Annotated in this window: 12 protein-coding genes; 8 read left to right on the forward strand and 4 right to left on the reverse strand. The window is 44.7% G+C overall.

The genetic code is table 11. The features are described from left to right. The 8 genes from AC1DU2_RS28115 to AC1DU2_RS28150 form a co-directional block, all read left to right on the forward strand. Positions 1–807 (forward strand): T9SS type B sorting domain-containing protein (locus AC1DU2_RS28115; protein ID WP_477388640.1); only part of this gene is annotated, 807 nt, incomplete at its 5' end. Positions 808–1,092: 285 nt separating this feature from the next. Continuing rightward, positions 1,093–2,004, forward strand: a complete 912-nt coding sequence (locus AC1DU2_RS28120; RefSeq protein WP_477388642.1) for a PorP/SprF family type IX secretion system membrane protein — start codon at positions 1,093–1,095, stop codon at positions 2,002–2,004. Positions 2,005–2,157: 153 nt separating this feature from the next. Continuing rightward, positions 2,158–2,811 carry a hypothetical protein gene (locus tag AC1DU2_RS28125; RefSeq protein WP_477366966.1) on the forward strand — a complete coding sequence of 218 codons (654 nt, stop codon included), beginning with the start codon at positions 2,158–2,160 and terminating at the stop codon, positions 2,809–2,811. A gap of 52 nt (positions 2,812–2,863) precedes the next feature. Next, complete coding sequence (locus AC1DU2_RS28130; protein WP_477388644.1) at positions 2,864–4,456, forward strand: hypothetical protein; 1,593 nt, start codon at positions 2,864–2,866, stop codon at positions 4,454–4,456. Between the two features lie 18 nt (positions 4,457–4,474). Further along, a complete protein-coding gene (locus tag AC1DU2_RS28135; RefSeq protein WP_477388646.1) occupies positions 4,475–6,556 on the forward strand; it encodes a ferritin-like domain-containing protein in 2,082 nt (693 codons plus the stop codon). A 14-nt stretch (positions 6,557–6,570) separates the two neighbouring features. Further along, positions 6,571–7,491 (forward strand): MNIO family bufferin maturase, encoded by a 921-nt coding sequence (bufB, locus tag AC1DU2_RS28140; RefSeq protein ID WP_477388648.1) that lies wholly within the window; start codon positions 6,571–6,573, stop codon positions 7,489–7,491. Continuing rightward, positions 7,484–8,344, forward strand: a complete 861-nt coding sequence (locus AC1DU2_RS28145) for an HvfC/BufC family peptide modification chaperone (RefSeq protein WP_477388650.1) — start codon at positions 7,484–7,486, stop codon at positions 8,342–8,344. Before bufB ends, AC1DU2_RS28145 begins: the two co-directional genes overlap by 8 nt. 467 nt (positions 8,345–8,811) lie before the next feature. Beyond that, positions 8,812–11,109 carry a GH92 family glycosyl hydrolase gene (locus AC1DU2_RS28150; RefSeq protein WP_477388652.1) on the forward strand — a complete coding sequence of 766 codons (2,298 nt, stop codon included), beginning with the start codon at positions 8,812–8,814 and terminating at the stop codon, positions 11,107–11,109. Positions 11,110–11,886: 777 nt separating this feature from the next. On the opposite strand, the gene AC1DU2_RS28155 is transcribed toward AC1DU2_RS28150, so the two are convergent. The 4 genes from AC1DU2_RS28155 to AC1DU2_RS28170 form a co-directional block, all read right to left on the reverse strand. Continuing rightward, the gene (locus AC1DU2_RS28155) at positions 11,887–12,987 is read right to left on the reverse strand and encodes a hypothetical protein (RefSeq protein WP_477388654.1); all 1,101 of its coding nucleotides are present in this window, start codon (positions 12,985–12,987) and stop codon (positions 11,887–11,889) included. A gap of 132 nt (positions 12,988–13,119) precedes the next feature. Continuing rightward, entirely contained in the window at positions 13,120–14,139 is a 1,020-nt protein-coding gene (locus tag AC1DU2_RS28160) for an RICIN domain-containing protein (protein WP_477388656.1), read from the reverse strand. 1 nt (position 14,140) lies between these two features. Next, positions 14,141–15,589 (reverse strand): hypothetical protein, encoded by a 1,449-nt coding sequence (locus AC1DU2_RS28165; RefSeq protein WP_477388658.1) that lies wholly within the window; start codon positions 15,587–15,589, stop codon positions 14,141–14,143. A 10-nt stretch (positions 15,590–15,599) separates the two neighbouring features. Further along, positions 15,600–16,706, reverse strand: coding sequence for a hypothetical protein (locus AC1DU2_RS28170; RefSeq protein WP_477388660.1), 1,107 nt, complete (start codon positions 16,704–16,706; stop codon positions 15,600–15,602). Between the last annotated feature and the right edge of the window lie 7 nt (positions 16,707–16,713).

The raw sequence follows: 16,713 nt of genomic DNA on the forward strand, positions 1-16,713 counted from the left end.
GCAATGCATCTGCCCCGATGCAATGCATCTGCCCCGATAACGCTGAACGCAACCGGAGCTACCACCGTTCATGTTTCTGTAACAGCCGAAGATGGTGCCACTATTCGTACATATTCCATTACCGTGTACAAAAACGGATCAAGTAATACTTCAATAAGTTCATTGGCATTAAGCCCGTCAAGTCCATTGTCGGTAACAACGGGTACCAGTAATATAAATTACCAAACCTCGGTATCGGTTACTACAGCTACAGTTGGCGTTGTAGTAACAACTTTAGATCCAAATGCAGTCATACGGGTTGAGGGCAACCCTGTAGCCGGCGGGGTTACATCCGACCCAATAACACTGAATGCAACCGGTTCCACAACAATCCATGTATCAATAACAGCCGAGGATGGTGTCAGTATCCGCACTTATTCCATTGTTGTAAATAAAAACGATCCGGGTAGTATAGCCTTAAATTCATTGCTTTTAAGCCCGCCAACCGGTATTGCAAAAAAATCAAATGACATTGACAGCAGAAACATCACCGTTCACCAGGCCTTGTCACCAAATAGCGATGGTATTAACGATGTGTTCACCATTGATGGTATTGAAAATTATGCCGATAACCGCCTGAGCATCATGAATGCCGGCGGGGCATTGGTATACGATGTAAAAGGCTACGGAAGTAACGGTAACGTGTTTGATGGTCACTCAAACAAGAATGGGATGATGCAGAAGCCGGGTACATACTATTATTCGTTAGAGTACAAGGATGGTAATGAAACCAAACGAAAAACAGGTTATATCATCCTGAAATATTAACCGGGAAAGGTATGGCCCGATAGGGCATTGTAATAAACCCCGGTTGTTGATAGCAGATAGGCAACCGGGGTTTTACTGTAAATAACCTGCTGTAATAGGGTGAAAATAGCCTGCTAAAAGCATCAAATCAGGCGGATAAACACCATAGGTAAGTTAATAATTCGGCCTATCATTACTAAGTTTTTCATAAGCAGGGTTTTGCCGAAAATAGCGCGGCAAACTGCCCATGGCCAAACTATAATACTTTCCTCTTAAACGAATTGCTAACCAGGATTACAAAAAAAAATGTCCATCAAAAAAAATATACTAAAGCTATGTCTTGTGCTTGTATTTGCAATAGGTGGCAGGGCTTTTGCTCAGCAGCAAATCTATAACTACAGTCAATATGCAGATAACCTTACCGCAGTTAACCCGGCGTATTCCATACTTGATAAGGCCGGATCTGTAAGTGTGCTGGGGCGTAAACAATTTATAGGAATAGATGGGGCACCAAGCAGCCTCATGCTGAATGCCAATTTTCCTATCGAATCTATCAACGGCGCGGCTGGTGTGTATGTACTGAATGACCAGGCTGCGGTAGAGAAACAAATTGAGGCTAACGTTTTTTTTGCTAAAGGAGTGCAGCTTACCCAAACCGATTACCTGGCTGTTGCGTTAAATTTAGGGGTGCGTAACTATGTGGGCAACTATTCGCAACTGGATGCTACCGACCCGCAGTTTATGAATGATGTGCGCGAAACAAAGCCCAACATTGGTTTCGGGGTAATGTTGTATAGCACTAATTACTATTTAGGCTTATCGGTTCCCGAGTTTACCATCCGTAGCCTGGGCACGGCATCCCAACAGCAGGCCAATTACCTGCGCACACATTATTATTTTACGGGGGCCTACCTGGCCGATGTAAGCGACGATGTAAAGGTTAAGCCGGCCACTTTGGTTAGTTATGTAAACGGATCAACAGTTTTGGCAAATATTTCGGGCACATTATACCTTAAGGAGCAATTGGGCGTAGGCTTAAATTACCGTACCGATAAAAAAGCGGCGGCTATGTTATCAGTAATTGGTAAAGTATTCAGGGTAGGGTATAGCTACCAGTTTGGCACATCATCAAATAACCTGGGCGGTGTAAATATCACCACCCATGAAGTAAGCATAAGTTACAGGTTTGGAAATGTAACCGGCAATAAATTATTATAAACCAGAATATCAAAGTACAATTTTTAAAACCTGTTCATAGCCTTTAAAAGGCTAAGCGGGAATACTTTGCCCTTGTTTTTGATAAAACCAACAGGCAGATACCGAAAAGCCTTAAAAGAGTAGGTGCAAAAAACTAACCAAGCAAAAATTATTATGGATCCCATTATTCATTTGAACCAAGCCGAGCAACAACACATGCTTTTTATGTTTGTGCCCGTAAAAGCAAAAAAAAAGCATCTTATTAACGAAGCCCTAACATCGGTTAAGCAATCATTTGTCCAGGCAGATGAGGATATGCGCGCTTTAACCGGTGTGCACTTTTTTATGTTTTACCATTTAGATGCCGGCGGATCGGCAAATTTACCCATCAAGAGTTTTGAAGCGCCGGAGAAGCAAGGCTTATTGGTGGTGCAGGCAATTTACGATGCCGATTTTGTACCCTATATCAGCTCATTTGTTGATAATCCTAAGGTGGCCTTTTTTCTCGATATTTTATTAGATTATATTGATGAAGATGGCATATTTGACCTTGATGACCCTACTTCGGCGGTATCGATTAAAGCGAATGGTGGGGTGGCGTTAAATAAGGCGGCGTTTATTTGCCTATTGATGCGCTATAATTTTTCGGACCCAACTATACCTGCTGCTGCAAAATCAACAAAAGAAGAAAAATTTATATTGGGTTATACGTTCCCTGGTTTAACTGTTGGCAATATACTGGCAAATTATCCACATGCACGTGAATTATGGCCAACAAAACCGGTAGCCATTCAGTTTGAAGATTCTGTACCACCAGAGCAATGCTAAAATAATTTGCCCCACTGTAATAGGTGGGGCGTTATAACTAAACTGAATTACCATGAACCCGAATTTAACCGATATTAATGCCGCTGCCCAGCCTATACCTAAACTTAGCGATATACAGGGTTTAATACTGCGAGGCTATAATTTACCTTTTGTACGCTATATTATTTTTACTATAAACAATGTAGATGGGGCGCGCCGGTTTTGTAAAGATATATTGCCCGGGAGTAGTGCATCAATGCACGTAACCACAGCTTTGCCATGGCACAACGGCATAAAGCCCGATTATTGCCTAAACGTAGGTTTTACTGCCAGCGGCCTGGAAAAAATGATAACTAAAACGAACTTCAATAAAGTGAGCGCCTGGAGTTTGGATTTTTTTAGTGCGTTTAAAGCAGGTGCCATTAAAACTGCCGAGAGACTTGGCGACATCGGCGAAAGCGCACCCGACCAATGGTGGAAAGATGATGGCTGGATCCCCGAAGATACTGACCCTGCCCCGGATGGTTCGGATTTGCATATACAGCTAACCCTTTTTGCGCATGACACCCAAAGCCTTGATACTTATTACAACGCCTTGTTGGGCATGGTGCCCGAAGATGCAGATGGCAAGGCTTTGAGTGCTGTTTTTTTAAAAGACTCAGAACCGTTATCCCAGGGCGATGATTATATCCATTTTGGGTATAAAGACAGTTTTTCGCAGCCGCGGCTAACAGATGTGCCCTGGAATACTACACAGGGAAGATTGCGTGCTGGCAAAAGCACTGTTGACGACAGGCCGGTAGTGCCAATGAACCAATTTGTGATAGGCATTACCAAGGTTTCTGTTGATCCTCAACCATTAAGGTATAATCCTCATCCTCTGTTAGAAAATGGCAGTTTTGCGGCCTTTAGGTTATTATACCAGGATGTAGCCGCTTTTAATAAATATATAAACTCTGCTGAAGATGGTACACCTCCTGATCTGGTAGCTGCAAAAATGTGCGGCAGATGGTTTGATGGTACGCCGCTGATAGTGTCGCCGGATAAGCCGAACCCTAATTTGAAAGATTTTGATTATACCAATTTTAATTATATCACCCCCACAGCCAATCAACGGGGCGAACCGAAACCGAAAAGCGACGATTTGGGGCAACTATGCCCTTATGCAGCCCATATTAGGCGGGCAAATCCGCGGGATGATGAAAAAGTGAAAGGCAATAGTGGCCCGGCGGCAGACGCGAAAACGCGTAGGATTATGCGTAGGGCCGGCCCGTATGGCCCCGATTACAGAGACGATGAAGTAGCCAAAAAAGACGGTGGGGTTGAAATAAAAAGGGGATTGGTCGGCTTGTTTATATGCGCCAATTTAACCCAGCAGTTTATATTTATTATGGATTCCTGGATTAATCATGGCGGTTTCAGGTCTGCTGATAAAAGCCCTAACGGCAGTGGTGTCGATCCTTTATTCGGCCCTTCTAAAAATGATTATGCGCCTAATAACGAATTTGATTACCTTCCCGATGGCCCAACCGATCAGCCCTATAAACGCATGCCCGGCCTTGAACGCTTTATACGTACCGATGGTAGCTTGTTTTTGTTTTTGCCGGGGATAAAAGCAATTGAAGATATATCAAACGGTATAATACCAACTAAGCCACAAACATAAAACCTAAAAAACTTAACCATGAAAAGTACCTTACTATTTACGCATGACGACCGGCTGAAAAATCGCCCGGTTTCATTTAAAGAAGTTGACGAACAGGCCCTGCACGCTATTGTACAGGCTGCCGTGAACGTCGAGTTGTTTACAATCCCATTGTATATGACCTCGTTATACTCCCTGCAGGGGATGCATGAGATGAACAGCAAGGGCAATAATTTTTACCTTGGCCGAACCTGGCCGGGCATGGCGGCAACCGCTAAGCCTGCAACCGCAAATGAAAAAGCATTTAACGCTGTCTTTAGTGTTTTTGTGGCCGAAATGCTGCACCTCCAAATTGTATCAAACCTGGCCAAAGTGGTTGGGTACGACCCTAAGTTTACCTGCGAGCCCTTACAAGACGAGGAAACCTACGCCTGGAAATGCTATGGCGATGATAAAACCATATTGCCGCACATCCTCGACTTTAAAGATTGTGTAGCACCATTTGACAAGGTAAAAGTTAAAACAGGAGCAATGAATAAGGAACAGGTACGCTTGTTTTTGGCCATTGAACAAACCGAAACTGATGCCGAAAAATTGATTGACCCTGATAAAATTGCTAAATACAGTGAGAAAGCACCTTTTGATAATTGGAAACCTGGTACCGATTTACCTTTCTTTGGATCGATAGGGAACATGTACCTGCAATTGTGGAATTACCTGTCCATAACCTATACCGATGGCGCAACACTTTGGGATATTGTTTTTGAAAAAGGAAAGGGCGGGGGTGATGTAGCCGTACAAAAGGAAATTTTTAATCCGGAGAGGCTCGATCCTGAAACAGAACCAGATCCGCAAGATCCGGGCGACGATGAATACCCCGGCATTGCTACCAGTATCCAGAATACCGAATCGGAAGCTGCCCTATTGGATGCCATGAACATGATCAACGGCATTACCGACCAGGGTGAAGGCGGCGGTGTAATTAAACAAATCCTGGATAGGATGAATAAAAGCAAGGGCGCCCATCAGCATGTTAACCTGAGCGCCGTGCAAGACCAGTTTAGGCCAAGTTGCCCGGTTTTGAAGAATAAATATCCCTCATATACTGCTACCGGTGCCGATGCGCCATCGGCCAAAGCCGACGCCCGCGACACATTTGGAAAAATGGACCATTATGAAACTTTTGCTTTTGTTATGAATTTGCTGATGGAAGGGCAGATTGAAACCTGGGACCAATGGCATGCCAAAGGTAATTCATGGTCGGCCGAATCATTACAAACCGCAGCTTATGATCCCTCACACAATCCGCAACTGCCTGCATCAGGTGATATTGCCGGTGCTTTAAACAGGTTAAAGCTGAATGATGCAGATGAAAAAAACTTTGAACTGTTTAGCCGCGCATCTACCGGTGCCATTGCAGGTGTAACCAAAGTACTTAACGATTATTTTAAAAACCCTAAAACACAATTCCCATACCCATCTATGGGAGGCTCGGGCGATAGGATGTCAATCTGTTGGGCTGTTTTTGGTAAGGCGCCGGATATCAGCCTCGGCGTAACCTCGCCGCATGATAAACCAATAGACCGTACTCAGCACCTTTACCATGCCTGCCAGGGAATGAGCCTGGATGATGTGTTGAAAGATAACCCGGAAACCTGTGCAACAACGGCAATTTACCATACCTGCAAAGGATCAAATGACTGTAAAACCGAAGGTGGTTGCGGCTTCGTTCAGAAAACCACGGGTGGCGGGCTGTGCGGTGGCAAGGCTACTGCTTTTTATAAAACACAACCCGGATGGCCTGCAGCAAACGCTTTGCCTTTTRGTCCGCCGGCAGATAATGCCTGTAAAGCTTTGGGTGGCTGCGCTGTTCCTATTTCGGCATCACAAATGTACCCTGCCCTAAAAGATGGAGAAGAGTATCGGATGCAACTATATGATTTTGGCAGCAAGCCCGATTTTAAACCAAAATCATTTGGTATTCTTGATTATGAAAAAGGTGAACTGGTTTATGACGTGGCCTGGAAAGCTTATCAGGCAGTTTTGGAAAAGAGAGGATTACCCGTACCTGAAAAACCAAAGCCAAGTGATTTGCGTTTGGCCTTTCCGCCGTCAACCTAAACAAAATTGTTTTTATGAATAATAATAATTTACCACGCCTCGGCCTGCCAAATTTGGGCCTTGGCGTGGGTTTACGAAACAAGCATTTTAATTACCTGCTGCATAACCCCGCGCAGGTAGACTGGTTCGAGATCATCAGCGAAAACTTTATGGATGATTTTGGCTTTGCCCGCCACGTGCTGATGCATGTGCGCAAACAGGTACCTGTGGTAATGCACGGGGTATCATTGTCTGTTGGCAGTACCGATCCTATTAACTTTAAATATCTTGAAAAACTGAAGGCATTAGCTGAAATTATCGAACCGGAGTGGATATCGGACCATTTATGCTGGACGGGTGTTGCCTACACCAATACGCACGATTTGCTGCCAATGCCCATGACCCAGGAAAGCCTGACCCACGTTTGCGAACGCGTAATGCGCATACAGGATTATTTAAAACGACCGCTTATATTAGAAAATCCATCTACTTATTTGCAATTTAAAGCATCAACCATATCTGAGTGGGGCTTTTTATCGTCATTAGCTACTACAACAGGTTGCGGGCTATTGCTTGATGTTAATAATGTATTTGTATCGGCAACAAACCACTGTTTTAACGCGCCAAATTACATCAACAATCTGCCACATGAGCATATTGTACAAATGCACATTGCCGGCCCTACCGATTGCGGCGATTTGCTGATAGATACGCATGATCAGCCAGTACCATCGCAGGTTTGGGAGCTATACGCGCAAGCACAAAGGCTCACCGGCGGTGTAAGTACCCTGTTGGAATGGGACGCCAAAATACCCGATTATCCTGACTTGCTGATTGAACTTTACAAGGCCCGCGAAGCTTTAAAAGGAAATATTCCTGTTCAGGGCGTTAATAAATCTGAGCATCAGCCTGTATCAAACCCGGTTGAATTTCAATTGCTTGCTGCAAATGGTTAAAGATCAAAAATTGGCATTATTGCAAAACTGGCTCAAAACCGTAGTGATGACGCCGGGCTACCTGCCTCAAAAATTGGGGCAGGCATGGCATCTGCACGGCCTTGACGAAGCAGATGTGGTGGTTGCCGACGAGGGTACAGCATCGGTTTACACCCGCCTGAACGTTTATAGCTCGGGATATTTATTGCGCTTGCTGGAATGTATGTATGCCGATTATGCCATCAGCCGGAAATTTATGGGCGATGAGGTGTTTGATAGCTTTGCCAAAGCTTACCTGTTATATCATCCATCCACCTCGTTTACTTTATACGATCTGGGTGCCGCATTCCCCGGGTTTTTGGCCAAAACAAAGCCTCACGTTACTCCGGGCGAAGGGCCGGATGTAAGTGATTTTATGAGCCTGCCCATATCATTTGCCAAATTGGAACGTGCCCGGCAGGAAGCCATACGGGCGCCGGGAACAGAAGGGGTTGCCGAACATGATCAGGAAATTAGTATCCAGGACATTCTGTTTGGTGTTGTTAAAATAACTACTCCCGGTTGCCTGCGATTGCTGGAACTGGATTTTCCTATGATCTCTTTTTTTACCTCGGTTTACCGGGATGAGGATTATGAACTGCCATCACCCCAAAAAACATTCACCGCAGTAAGCCGTAAAAATTTCAGGGTTACGATGACCGACGTTACCGAAGTGCAATATACCCTGCTTTCGTTGTGCCAGGCGGGGGATAACCTGTACGATGCCATAACCGCGACGGCATCATTTAATAAAATACCCCCGTCCGAACTATTGGCCGATGTGTTTCTTTGGATGCCCCTGTTCCATAAAAATGGTTTGCTTGACTGGGCTTGATGAGGACGTTAAACCCAGGTGAACCGTATTGTTATGATGTAGCAATTGGTTTTCGTTGTTGGTAAACACTACAAATTTACCAGCTTCCTTTTATATTTCAAAATCACCTTTTATTGATGCATAAATAGGTATAAATAAGGTAATTAATTGGTATTTATTTGTAATAAATAGTGTATTTATTGATACAAAAAGTACATTTATTTACACAAAAATAAAATGAAGATTTTTTATGCAAAAGATCAGAAAAGCAGCCTGAAAAATAAGGCATCGTTCGGTTCAAAACTGCAGACTGAACCACCGTTCTGTTCCCGGGACTGGGGGATAAATTAATCCCGACCGATATCATCAATAAAAATGCTTACCCGTACAGGCCGTCACGGAACCAATGATATTTGTATAAAAAAATATGTAGATACATTTAAATTTGGTTTTGTGCGGTATATTCGCGGTATCAACCCTATTGATTAATGAAAAAACTTTTAAGTATTGGCTTCGTTTGTTTGTGTCCCATTGTGTTTGCCCAAAAAAAACCTTCCCCGGGCAATTTGGTACAGTATGTTAACCCTTTTATAGGTACCGGCGCTGTTGACAAAAACAGTTTATCGGGCAGTAATTTTCCCGGCTCAACTGTCCCGTTTGGTTTTGTGCAGCTAAGCCCCGATACCCGCGAAGCACCGGATGATCCTGCATCCGGTTATGATTATAACGATAAAACCATCATCGGCTTTAGCCACACCCACCTGAGCGGTACCGGCGTAGCCGATTTGTTTGATGTGCTGATGATGCCAACCACCGGTGAAATTAACCTGGTGCCTGGCAGCGCAGATAAGCCTGGTAGCGGCTATAGTTCTGCCTTCTCGCATAAGGAAGAAACAGCCAAGCCCGGCTACTACCAGGTAATACTGAAGGACTATAACATCAATGCCGAACTTACCTCAACATCGCATGTAGGTTTGCATCGTTATACTTTTCCTAAAAGTGATGAATCGCACGTAATTATTGATATGGACCATTCGCTTGACAAAAAGCGGGGTTACTGGTCATGTAAAATTGTGAGCGCGCAGATACGTGTAATAGACGACCACACCGTTGAAGGTTACCGCGTTTTAAGCGGCTGGGCCAAATTGCGGAAAATTTATTTCCATGCCGAATTTTCAAAACCATTCACCAGTAGTGTACTGGCCAGCGGCGGCCACCGCTATCCCGATCTGTCAATCATCAACGGCACAAACCTGAAGGCTGCTTTAAACTTTAGCACTAAGGATAAAGAGCAAGTATTGGTAAAAGTAGGCCTATCGCCCGTAAGTACCGAGAATGCCCGAATGAATATAAAAGCCGAGCTGCCGGGCTGGGATTTTGATAATACCAGCACGCAAAGCAGCCTGCAATGGGAACATGAACTGACCAAAATTAAAATAGAAGGTACCCTGGAGCAAAAACAGATTTTTTATACCGGCATGTACCATGCCTTTACCCAGCCCAATAATATGGCCGATGTAAACGGCGATTACCAGGCTACAGATTTAACCATTGCCAACGCGCCGGATAAAACGCATTATTCAACCTTCTCGTTATGGGATACTTACAGGGCGGCGCACCCCTTGTATACGCTCATCCAACCGGAAAAAACTGCCGGCTTTATCAACAGCATGATGCGCCAGTACGATACTTACGGCTACCTGCCTATATGGCAATTATGGGGCGATGAAAATTATTGCATGATAGGCAATCATGCCATTCCTGTTATTGTTGACGCGGCTTTGAAAGATATTAAAGGTTTTAACCAGGAGAAGGCTTACGAAGCGGTTAAAGGCTCATCCATAACAGATCATCCCGGCTCGCCTTTTACTACCTGGGAAAAATACCAGTATATTCCCGAAGATATTGAATCGCAGTCGGTTTCGGTAACGCTGGAGATGGCTTATGATGACTGGTGCGTGGCGCAATTAGCCAAAAAGCTGGATAAAACGGAAGATTATGACCGTTTCATGAAACGATCTGAATATTACCGGAACCTGTACAATACCAAAACAGGTTTTTTTCAGGCCAAAAAGAAGGATGGCAACTGGCTGGAACCATTTGACGCGCTGGCCTATGGTGGCAATGGTGGCAGCCCCTATACCGAGGGTAATGCCTGGCAGTACTTTTGGTACGTGCCGCAAAACGTATCCGGCTTAATTGATTTAGTAGGAGGGAATACCGCTTTCAACCAAAAGCTCGACCTGTTTTTCTCTACAAAAGATAAACCAGGCGAGGTAAATGGCAATGCGTCTGGTTTTATTGGCCAGTATGCGCATGGCAATGAGCCAAGCCACCACGTTGCTTACCTGTATGATTATGCCGGCCAGCCATGGAAAACACAGATGTACGTTGCCAAAGTTTTGAATGAATTGTATAACAACTCATCATCGGGCTATTCGGGTAATGAAGATTGCGGGCAAATGTCATCATGGTATATATTTAGCGCCATGGGTTTTTACCCGGTTAACCCGGCCAACGGAGTTTATGCTATCGGTTCGCCTATATTAAAAAACGCGCAGATTGACCTGGGAGATGGTACAGTATTCACAGTTGACGTAAAAAATGCGGGCAAGCAAAATGCATACATCCAATCGGTAAAACTAAACGGTAAAAGCTATACCAAAACTTATATTACCCAAAATGATATCACCGGCGGCGGTAAACTTGAATTTGTAATGGGATCTAAACCTAACAAAAACTGGGGCATTAAACCTACCGATGCACCTTTGGCCTGGGGGTATTAAATTCAAAATTCAAAAGTAAAAATTCAAAAAAAGAACCTTTCAAATTTTTAAAACCAAAAGCCAAAGGCAGGAAGCATAAAATACAATACGGATTACCGCATTTGTACTTTATCCCTAAAGCTTCCCGCCCTCGGCTCTTGGTTTGCAATAGATATTAGTGTTGTATTGCCTTTCACCTTTTAACCTTTTTTACTTCATTGTTTCGGCATGCAAAATGCAAAGCATCTTGGTTACCGTCCTGTGGAATCCTGAAACAAGTTACCCATAACGTCTTGTATTTTCGGGGCGGGGGGCCTGTCACCCTGAGCCTGTCGAAGGGCCGCGCAGAGCGGCATTTGCCCGCAATGGTTCGACAAGCTCACCATGACATGTTCTATTTTCGAGGTGTGTAGGCCTGTCACCCTGAGCCTTTCGAAGGGTCGCGCAGAGCGGCATTTGCCCGCAATGGTTCGACAAGCTCACCATGACAGCCATTTTTTACGATGTCATTTCTCCTTCAGGATTTCGCGAAATTTTACCACTCACCATGACAGCCATTTTTGCGACGTCATCCCTCCTTAGAATTTCGCAAAATTTACCAATCAGAATGACTACATATTCGACGTTTCGATTAAGCCGAAAGCAAAACAAATAGCCAAAGGCAGGAAGCATAAAATACAACACGAATTACCGCATTTGTACTTTACCCCTAAAGCTTCCCGCCCTCGGCTCTTGGTTTGTGATTAGTTTTGAAAAACCTTTTACCTTTCGCCTTTTACCCTTCACCTTTACCCTTCTCTACTCCATATTGGCCAGCTTTACAGCGAATTTGCCGTCGAGGGTGCCTGTTGTGCCGTAACCTTCCAGTTTGGCGTGTACGAGGCCTTTAAAAGCCCCGTTGGTAAAACTCAGGATGTTAATGTTGCCGCCTGCGCAGTGAATCCCTTTTTCGCCGGGGTTTTGCGTTGGGTCGTTGGCGCAGCCAAAGGCTTGCTTGTTATCCATAAATATCATGTAAGCCGTGTTTTCCTTTGCCCGCTTTAAGCCATACTGCCCCGGGGCCTTGCCTTTAAAGGTTAGGGTGATCATGATTTCTTTTACACCAGCGTAGCGTGCATTTTTGGTCACCGTAAAATGCCCTGTGAATTGCATAGTAGTGATATTGCTTTGCCGGGCGTAAATGGCTTTAGCATTGCTCATGGCCACATCCATATTTAAACCCTTTGAAGCTGTAGCAGCCCGTGCCTGTTGTGTTACCTGTGCAAGCTGTGCTTGCAACGCTGCCAGTTTTGCCTGTTGAGCGGCACTGGCGTTGGCTCTGGCTGGCAACTTCATAGTCGCCAATTGGTCCATCTGTCTATCATTTGGTTTGATGATGTATTTTTCCTGCATAATGCCTGCTGTTGGGGCGTCAAAATAAAACACGATGGGGTTATCTTCAATATAAATGGTTTGCAGCAGTACTATCTTGGCCAAACCGGGCCTGTTGGGGATGAGTTCTACGCTGATGGTGGCGCATCGTCCTGCCGGGATAGTTGATGGGGCCATGTAGGTAGCAAAACCGTCGTTTACATTAAGGCTGCCTGCGCCTTGCTCCATTATTTTCCAGTTTTTTATTTTGTAGGGCTCGCTTGCCGGGTTGCCGGCATCGTAGCGGTAATCCTGGCCATAATTGGCATCGCCGGGGTTCATCGTGGCCGGGTCGCCGGGAAAAATCTGTAGCTCAACGTTTATCTGTATCTGTTCATCAGTTTCCACAATTTCCTTATCCGGTTTTAATGTGAATGCCACCGCCCTGCGGGCAATAGCCTCGTCAAGCTGTTGCGGGGTATAATGCTGCGCTTTTGCCACCTGCATAACCCAAACAAACACGAATACTATGAATATTATCTTCTTCATTTTTTTTAAGCTAAAAGCTGAATGCATAAGGCATAAAGCTTTGATTTTATGTTTTATAATAAACTAATTGTAGTAAAATAGTCCTGGAAAATGGTGATTAGCTTTGGGCTTTCCGCTTTAAGCTTTCGGCTCCTACCTTCCTTCCAGTACCCAGCGTGCGCTTTCGGCATCATCCCATATATTGGTACTTTGCAGGGCGCCGCTTTCCATGTTCAGGTAGGTGTTGTTGCCCACATTTTTAAACTTCACCCTGTCCGATCCTACCACCGGTTCAATGTACCACATGGTGCCGGCGTATTGGGTGTTGCTGTTCAATTCCACACTGCCGGGTTTGCCGCTGCTGATGTAAGCGTTAAGGCCCTTGCCTTTAAGCAGGTAATAGTTTGCTCCGTTCACCGGGATTATCTCCCACTGCAACATATGGTTCGATTCGGTGTTGTTGGTGGTGATAAAGCCTGCGCGGTTATCAAGGTAAACGCCTTTCCAGCTATTGCGGATGTCATAATAACTTCCACGGTTATAACCATCGCGATAGCCCTGCCCATATCCCGGTGGTGGCGATGGCGTGCCATAATTAGCGGAGTTTAAAACAGTGCCAACCGGCGATACCGCATTCATGAGGTAGGTGGCCGTAACCTTTGGCTTGTCGTTTAGCGGCACAATCACAATGGCCGTGGTGCTGATGGTTTCGCCGGCCTTTATCCAGTAGCCGATATCAACAAAGCGTTTGTTTTTTACGGTTTTATTGGGGTCTTTAGGGTCTTTATCATCCACGCGCGCCAGTATGGTACAGGGATTGGCCGATAGTAAGGCCTCCTTACTGGTGAGCCGGGCGCCTGTGGCATTTAACACATTAAACTGCACGATGTAGGGTGCAATTTCATTAAGAAAATTAAAACCGGTACGGTATAAAATGATCTTTGATTCGGGGGAGGTATTGGTGACAAAAAACTTAACCGAAAAGCGGCTGAAATCGCCTTTGTCGCTCACTTTTTTTACTTCCTCGCTGTTAATATGGTAGCCCATAGTTAAACCGTTGAGTGTAAGTGGTGCGGTATCTGTAACATCAAACACCTGTGATTGCTGCTGGGCCAATAGGGGGGCTGCAAAGGCAATCGCTGCCAAAAGGCAGATGAATAATTTTGTTTTCATATCACTTGATTTTGGGGTTATCTAATAATTGCGGTATGTTTTTAAGATCGACATTGGCCAGCACCTTTTTTATAAGGTCATTACCACCTTCAACCATGATCATTACGTTAAAAACGGAAACCTTATTAACGGTAGGCGCATAAACGGGTGTAATACTTTTAATACCATTGCCACTGGCCAGGCCAGAATTGGTTAAATTGAATTTGCCATAATAGATGTAATCTTTATTGGGCATCCAGGAGCCGTCTTCATTTTTATGCGCGGGTATGTAAATATCAAAGGATGAACCGGGAATGGTATGGCGTATAACCGGCCGGTAATCCTCGCCGGTTACGCCCCCGCTGGCTTCACCATAAATGGTATTAATAATCACTTTGATTTTTACACTGCCTTCCATTTCTATTAGCTTAATATCGGGCATGCTGGTACTTGCCTTTTGCATAGCTTCTATCATTATTTTTTGCTGCTGCAGGGCGGTTATTTTTCCGGCCTTTAAAAGTTTCGATGTCGAATCGGACAACGTAGCCATTCGTTTACTGAACCACTGCGTATTAAGCGGCCCGCTATTAAAATCTGGCAGCTTAAAAAACGAAAGGCCATAGGTATCCTGGGTAAATGGCCGGCTGGCAGCATTTACAGATACCAATGCCCGCCTTTCGTTATTTGGATTGCAGGGATCTATGCTAGATATAGGGCCTGTAACATCGATGGTTGCGCCGGTTTCGCGATATATCAAATCGCCGGGCGCTCTTTGGCCGGCAGCGCCTTCTCTGAAACTGATGGCGGGTACCAGGTTGTTGAATGCTTTTTGGATGGTATTAAAAACTTTCCAAAGCAAAGCATTTTCACAGCCCGATGGTGTGCGGCCAACTTCTTCGTCGTAAAATTTGGCGTAAATGGTAGGGTCGCAATTACAGCCGGGCATTTTATCTGTTTGCTCATATTTAGGTTCGCGAAACAGTTGCAATGTGCCCGATATAAAGCCATGAACGCTATTAATCGTGCCCGGTGATGCTCCCGGTTCTTCGTAAATCGCATTGCCTGCAAACGTTAAATAAATTTCGCCTGCGTTAAAAACGTTATAGTGCACACGCATGGGCCGGTGGTCGTTATCCGGGTGGATATAAAACTGCGTTTTTGTTTTGCCCAGGATATTAAACTGGTCGCCCTGGTATTTATCCCGGTAAACTACATTGGTATCGGCACGGTCATCCAAAATAATGATGCCGATATCTGATGATCCGTTAACCATCAGGTGCCTGGCGCCGCTGGCTGGGTTTACAAACCAATAGGTATTGTAGTTTTTGTATTTAACCAACGGCATTGCTATTGATTTTTTTATTGACGGCCCGCCGTTTAAAGGGCTAAACTCGTAATTGAATGTGCCGGTTTGTGCCACGCCTTTTATCGCGCAGCAAAACAACATGATAATGATTAGGTGCTTTTTCATGATACCGGGCTTAAAGATCATGATGGCACAAGTATAACATGCCGGTGATAACATTAACAGCGGTAAAATAAACCACGTCTTTGCCGTTAATAGTCACTTTAACCGGGAAGTCGGCATTTTCAAACCTGGTATTGTCGCTAAAACAAAGGCAATGATCGCCCGGCCAGCAAAAAGCATCATCGTTGGCACCGATAAATAACTGTTTAAGGTCTATCGGGAAAGGAGTTGCCGCAACAATTTGGTTGTTTCTCATCAAGGTTCTGTTGCCTTTACTCGATAGGAAAAATACAGCGCCACTGTTACGAATCCAGCCACCACCGCCATAATCTGCCAAATCTATTTTAGTGCCGTCAATCCGGTAGGCTGTGCTGCCTGTGGCGGTTGTACTTATCGCGGCGCACATTTTACCATTCGGACTTATTAACGGTGCTGCCATTACTAAACCAGGGAGAGGGGTAGTTTGACCTGAAGAAGAGGTCATTACATAACTAACCCCTTTCCCATAACTCATCCCGGCGGCAGCCACTACAGACGAATCTGCGTTATGGCCTATTGCTGCCGACATAAAACGGGCAAATGACTTCCCTTTGAATGTAAATTCCTGGTCTATTTTACCCGGCTGCCTGCCACTTTGTATATGCGGTCCTTTTTTCAAAATAGCGTTAGTGGCATCAAGGGTGCTGAAATCCGTACTTTGAAAATCTTTTTCACTGCCGTTATAGGCATCGTTAAAAGATATGTTTTGCGGTGGCTTTTTCCCCGTATTTTGCAGCTTTCCGTTTTGATAATCATATACCGCCATAACATCGGCAATCTGGCCGGTAAACTGGCCATTTATTACTTTAAACGACAGAAAATGCAGCCCAAAATTGCCTCCGCCTTCGCCTTGCATGGCAGTGTTAATTTCGGCTTTAGTGTATACTTTAATCAGGACGCCAAACCTGGCCGGGTCGGTAAATTTTCCGTCGGTCGGCGAACCGGTTGTATTTGAGTTATTAGGTGGGGGTGATGTGGTATTTACAATATCGTTCACTTTACTTTTAAGTTTTTTTAAAAATTGGGCATGCAGCACCTGTGTGGCCGATAGCAGGATAAGGGTGTAAACTAATTTTCTCATTTTATTT

The sequence above is a fragment of the Mucilaginibacter sp. P4_C11 genome (assembly GCF_056402115.1).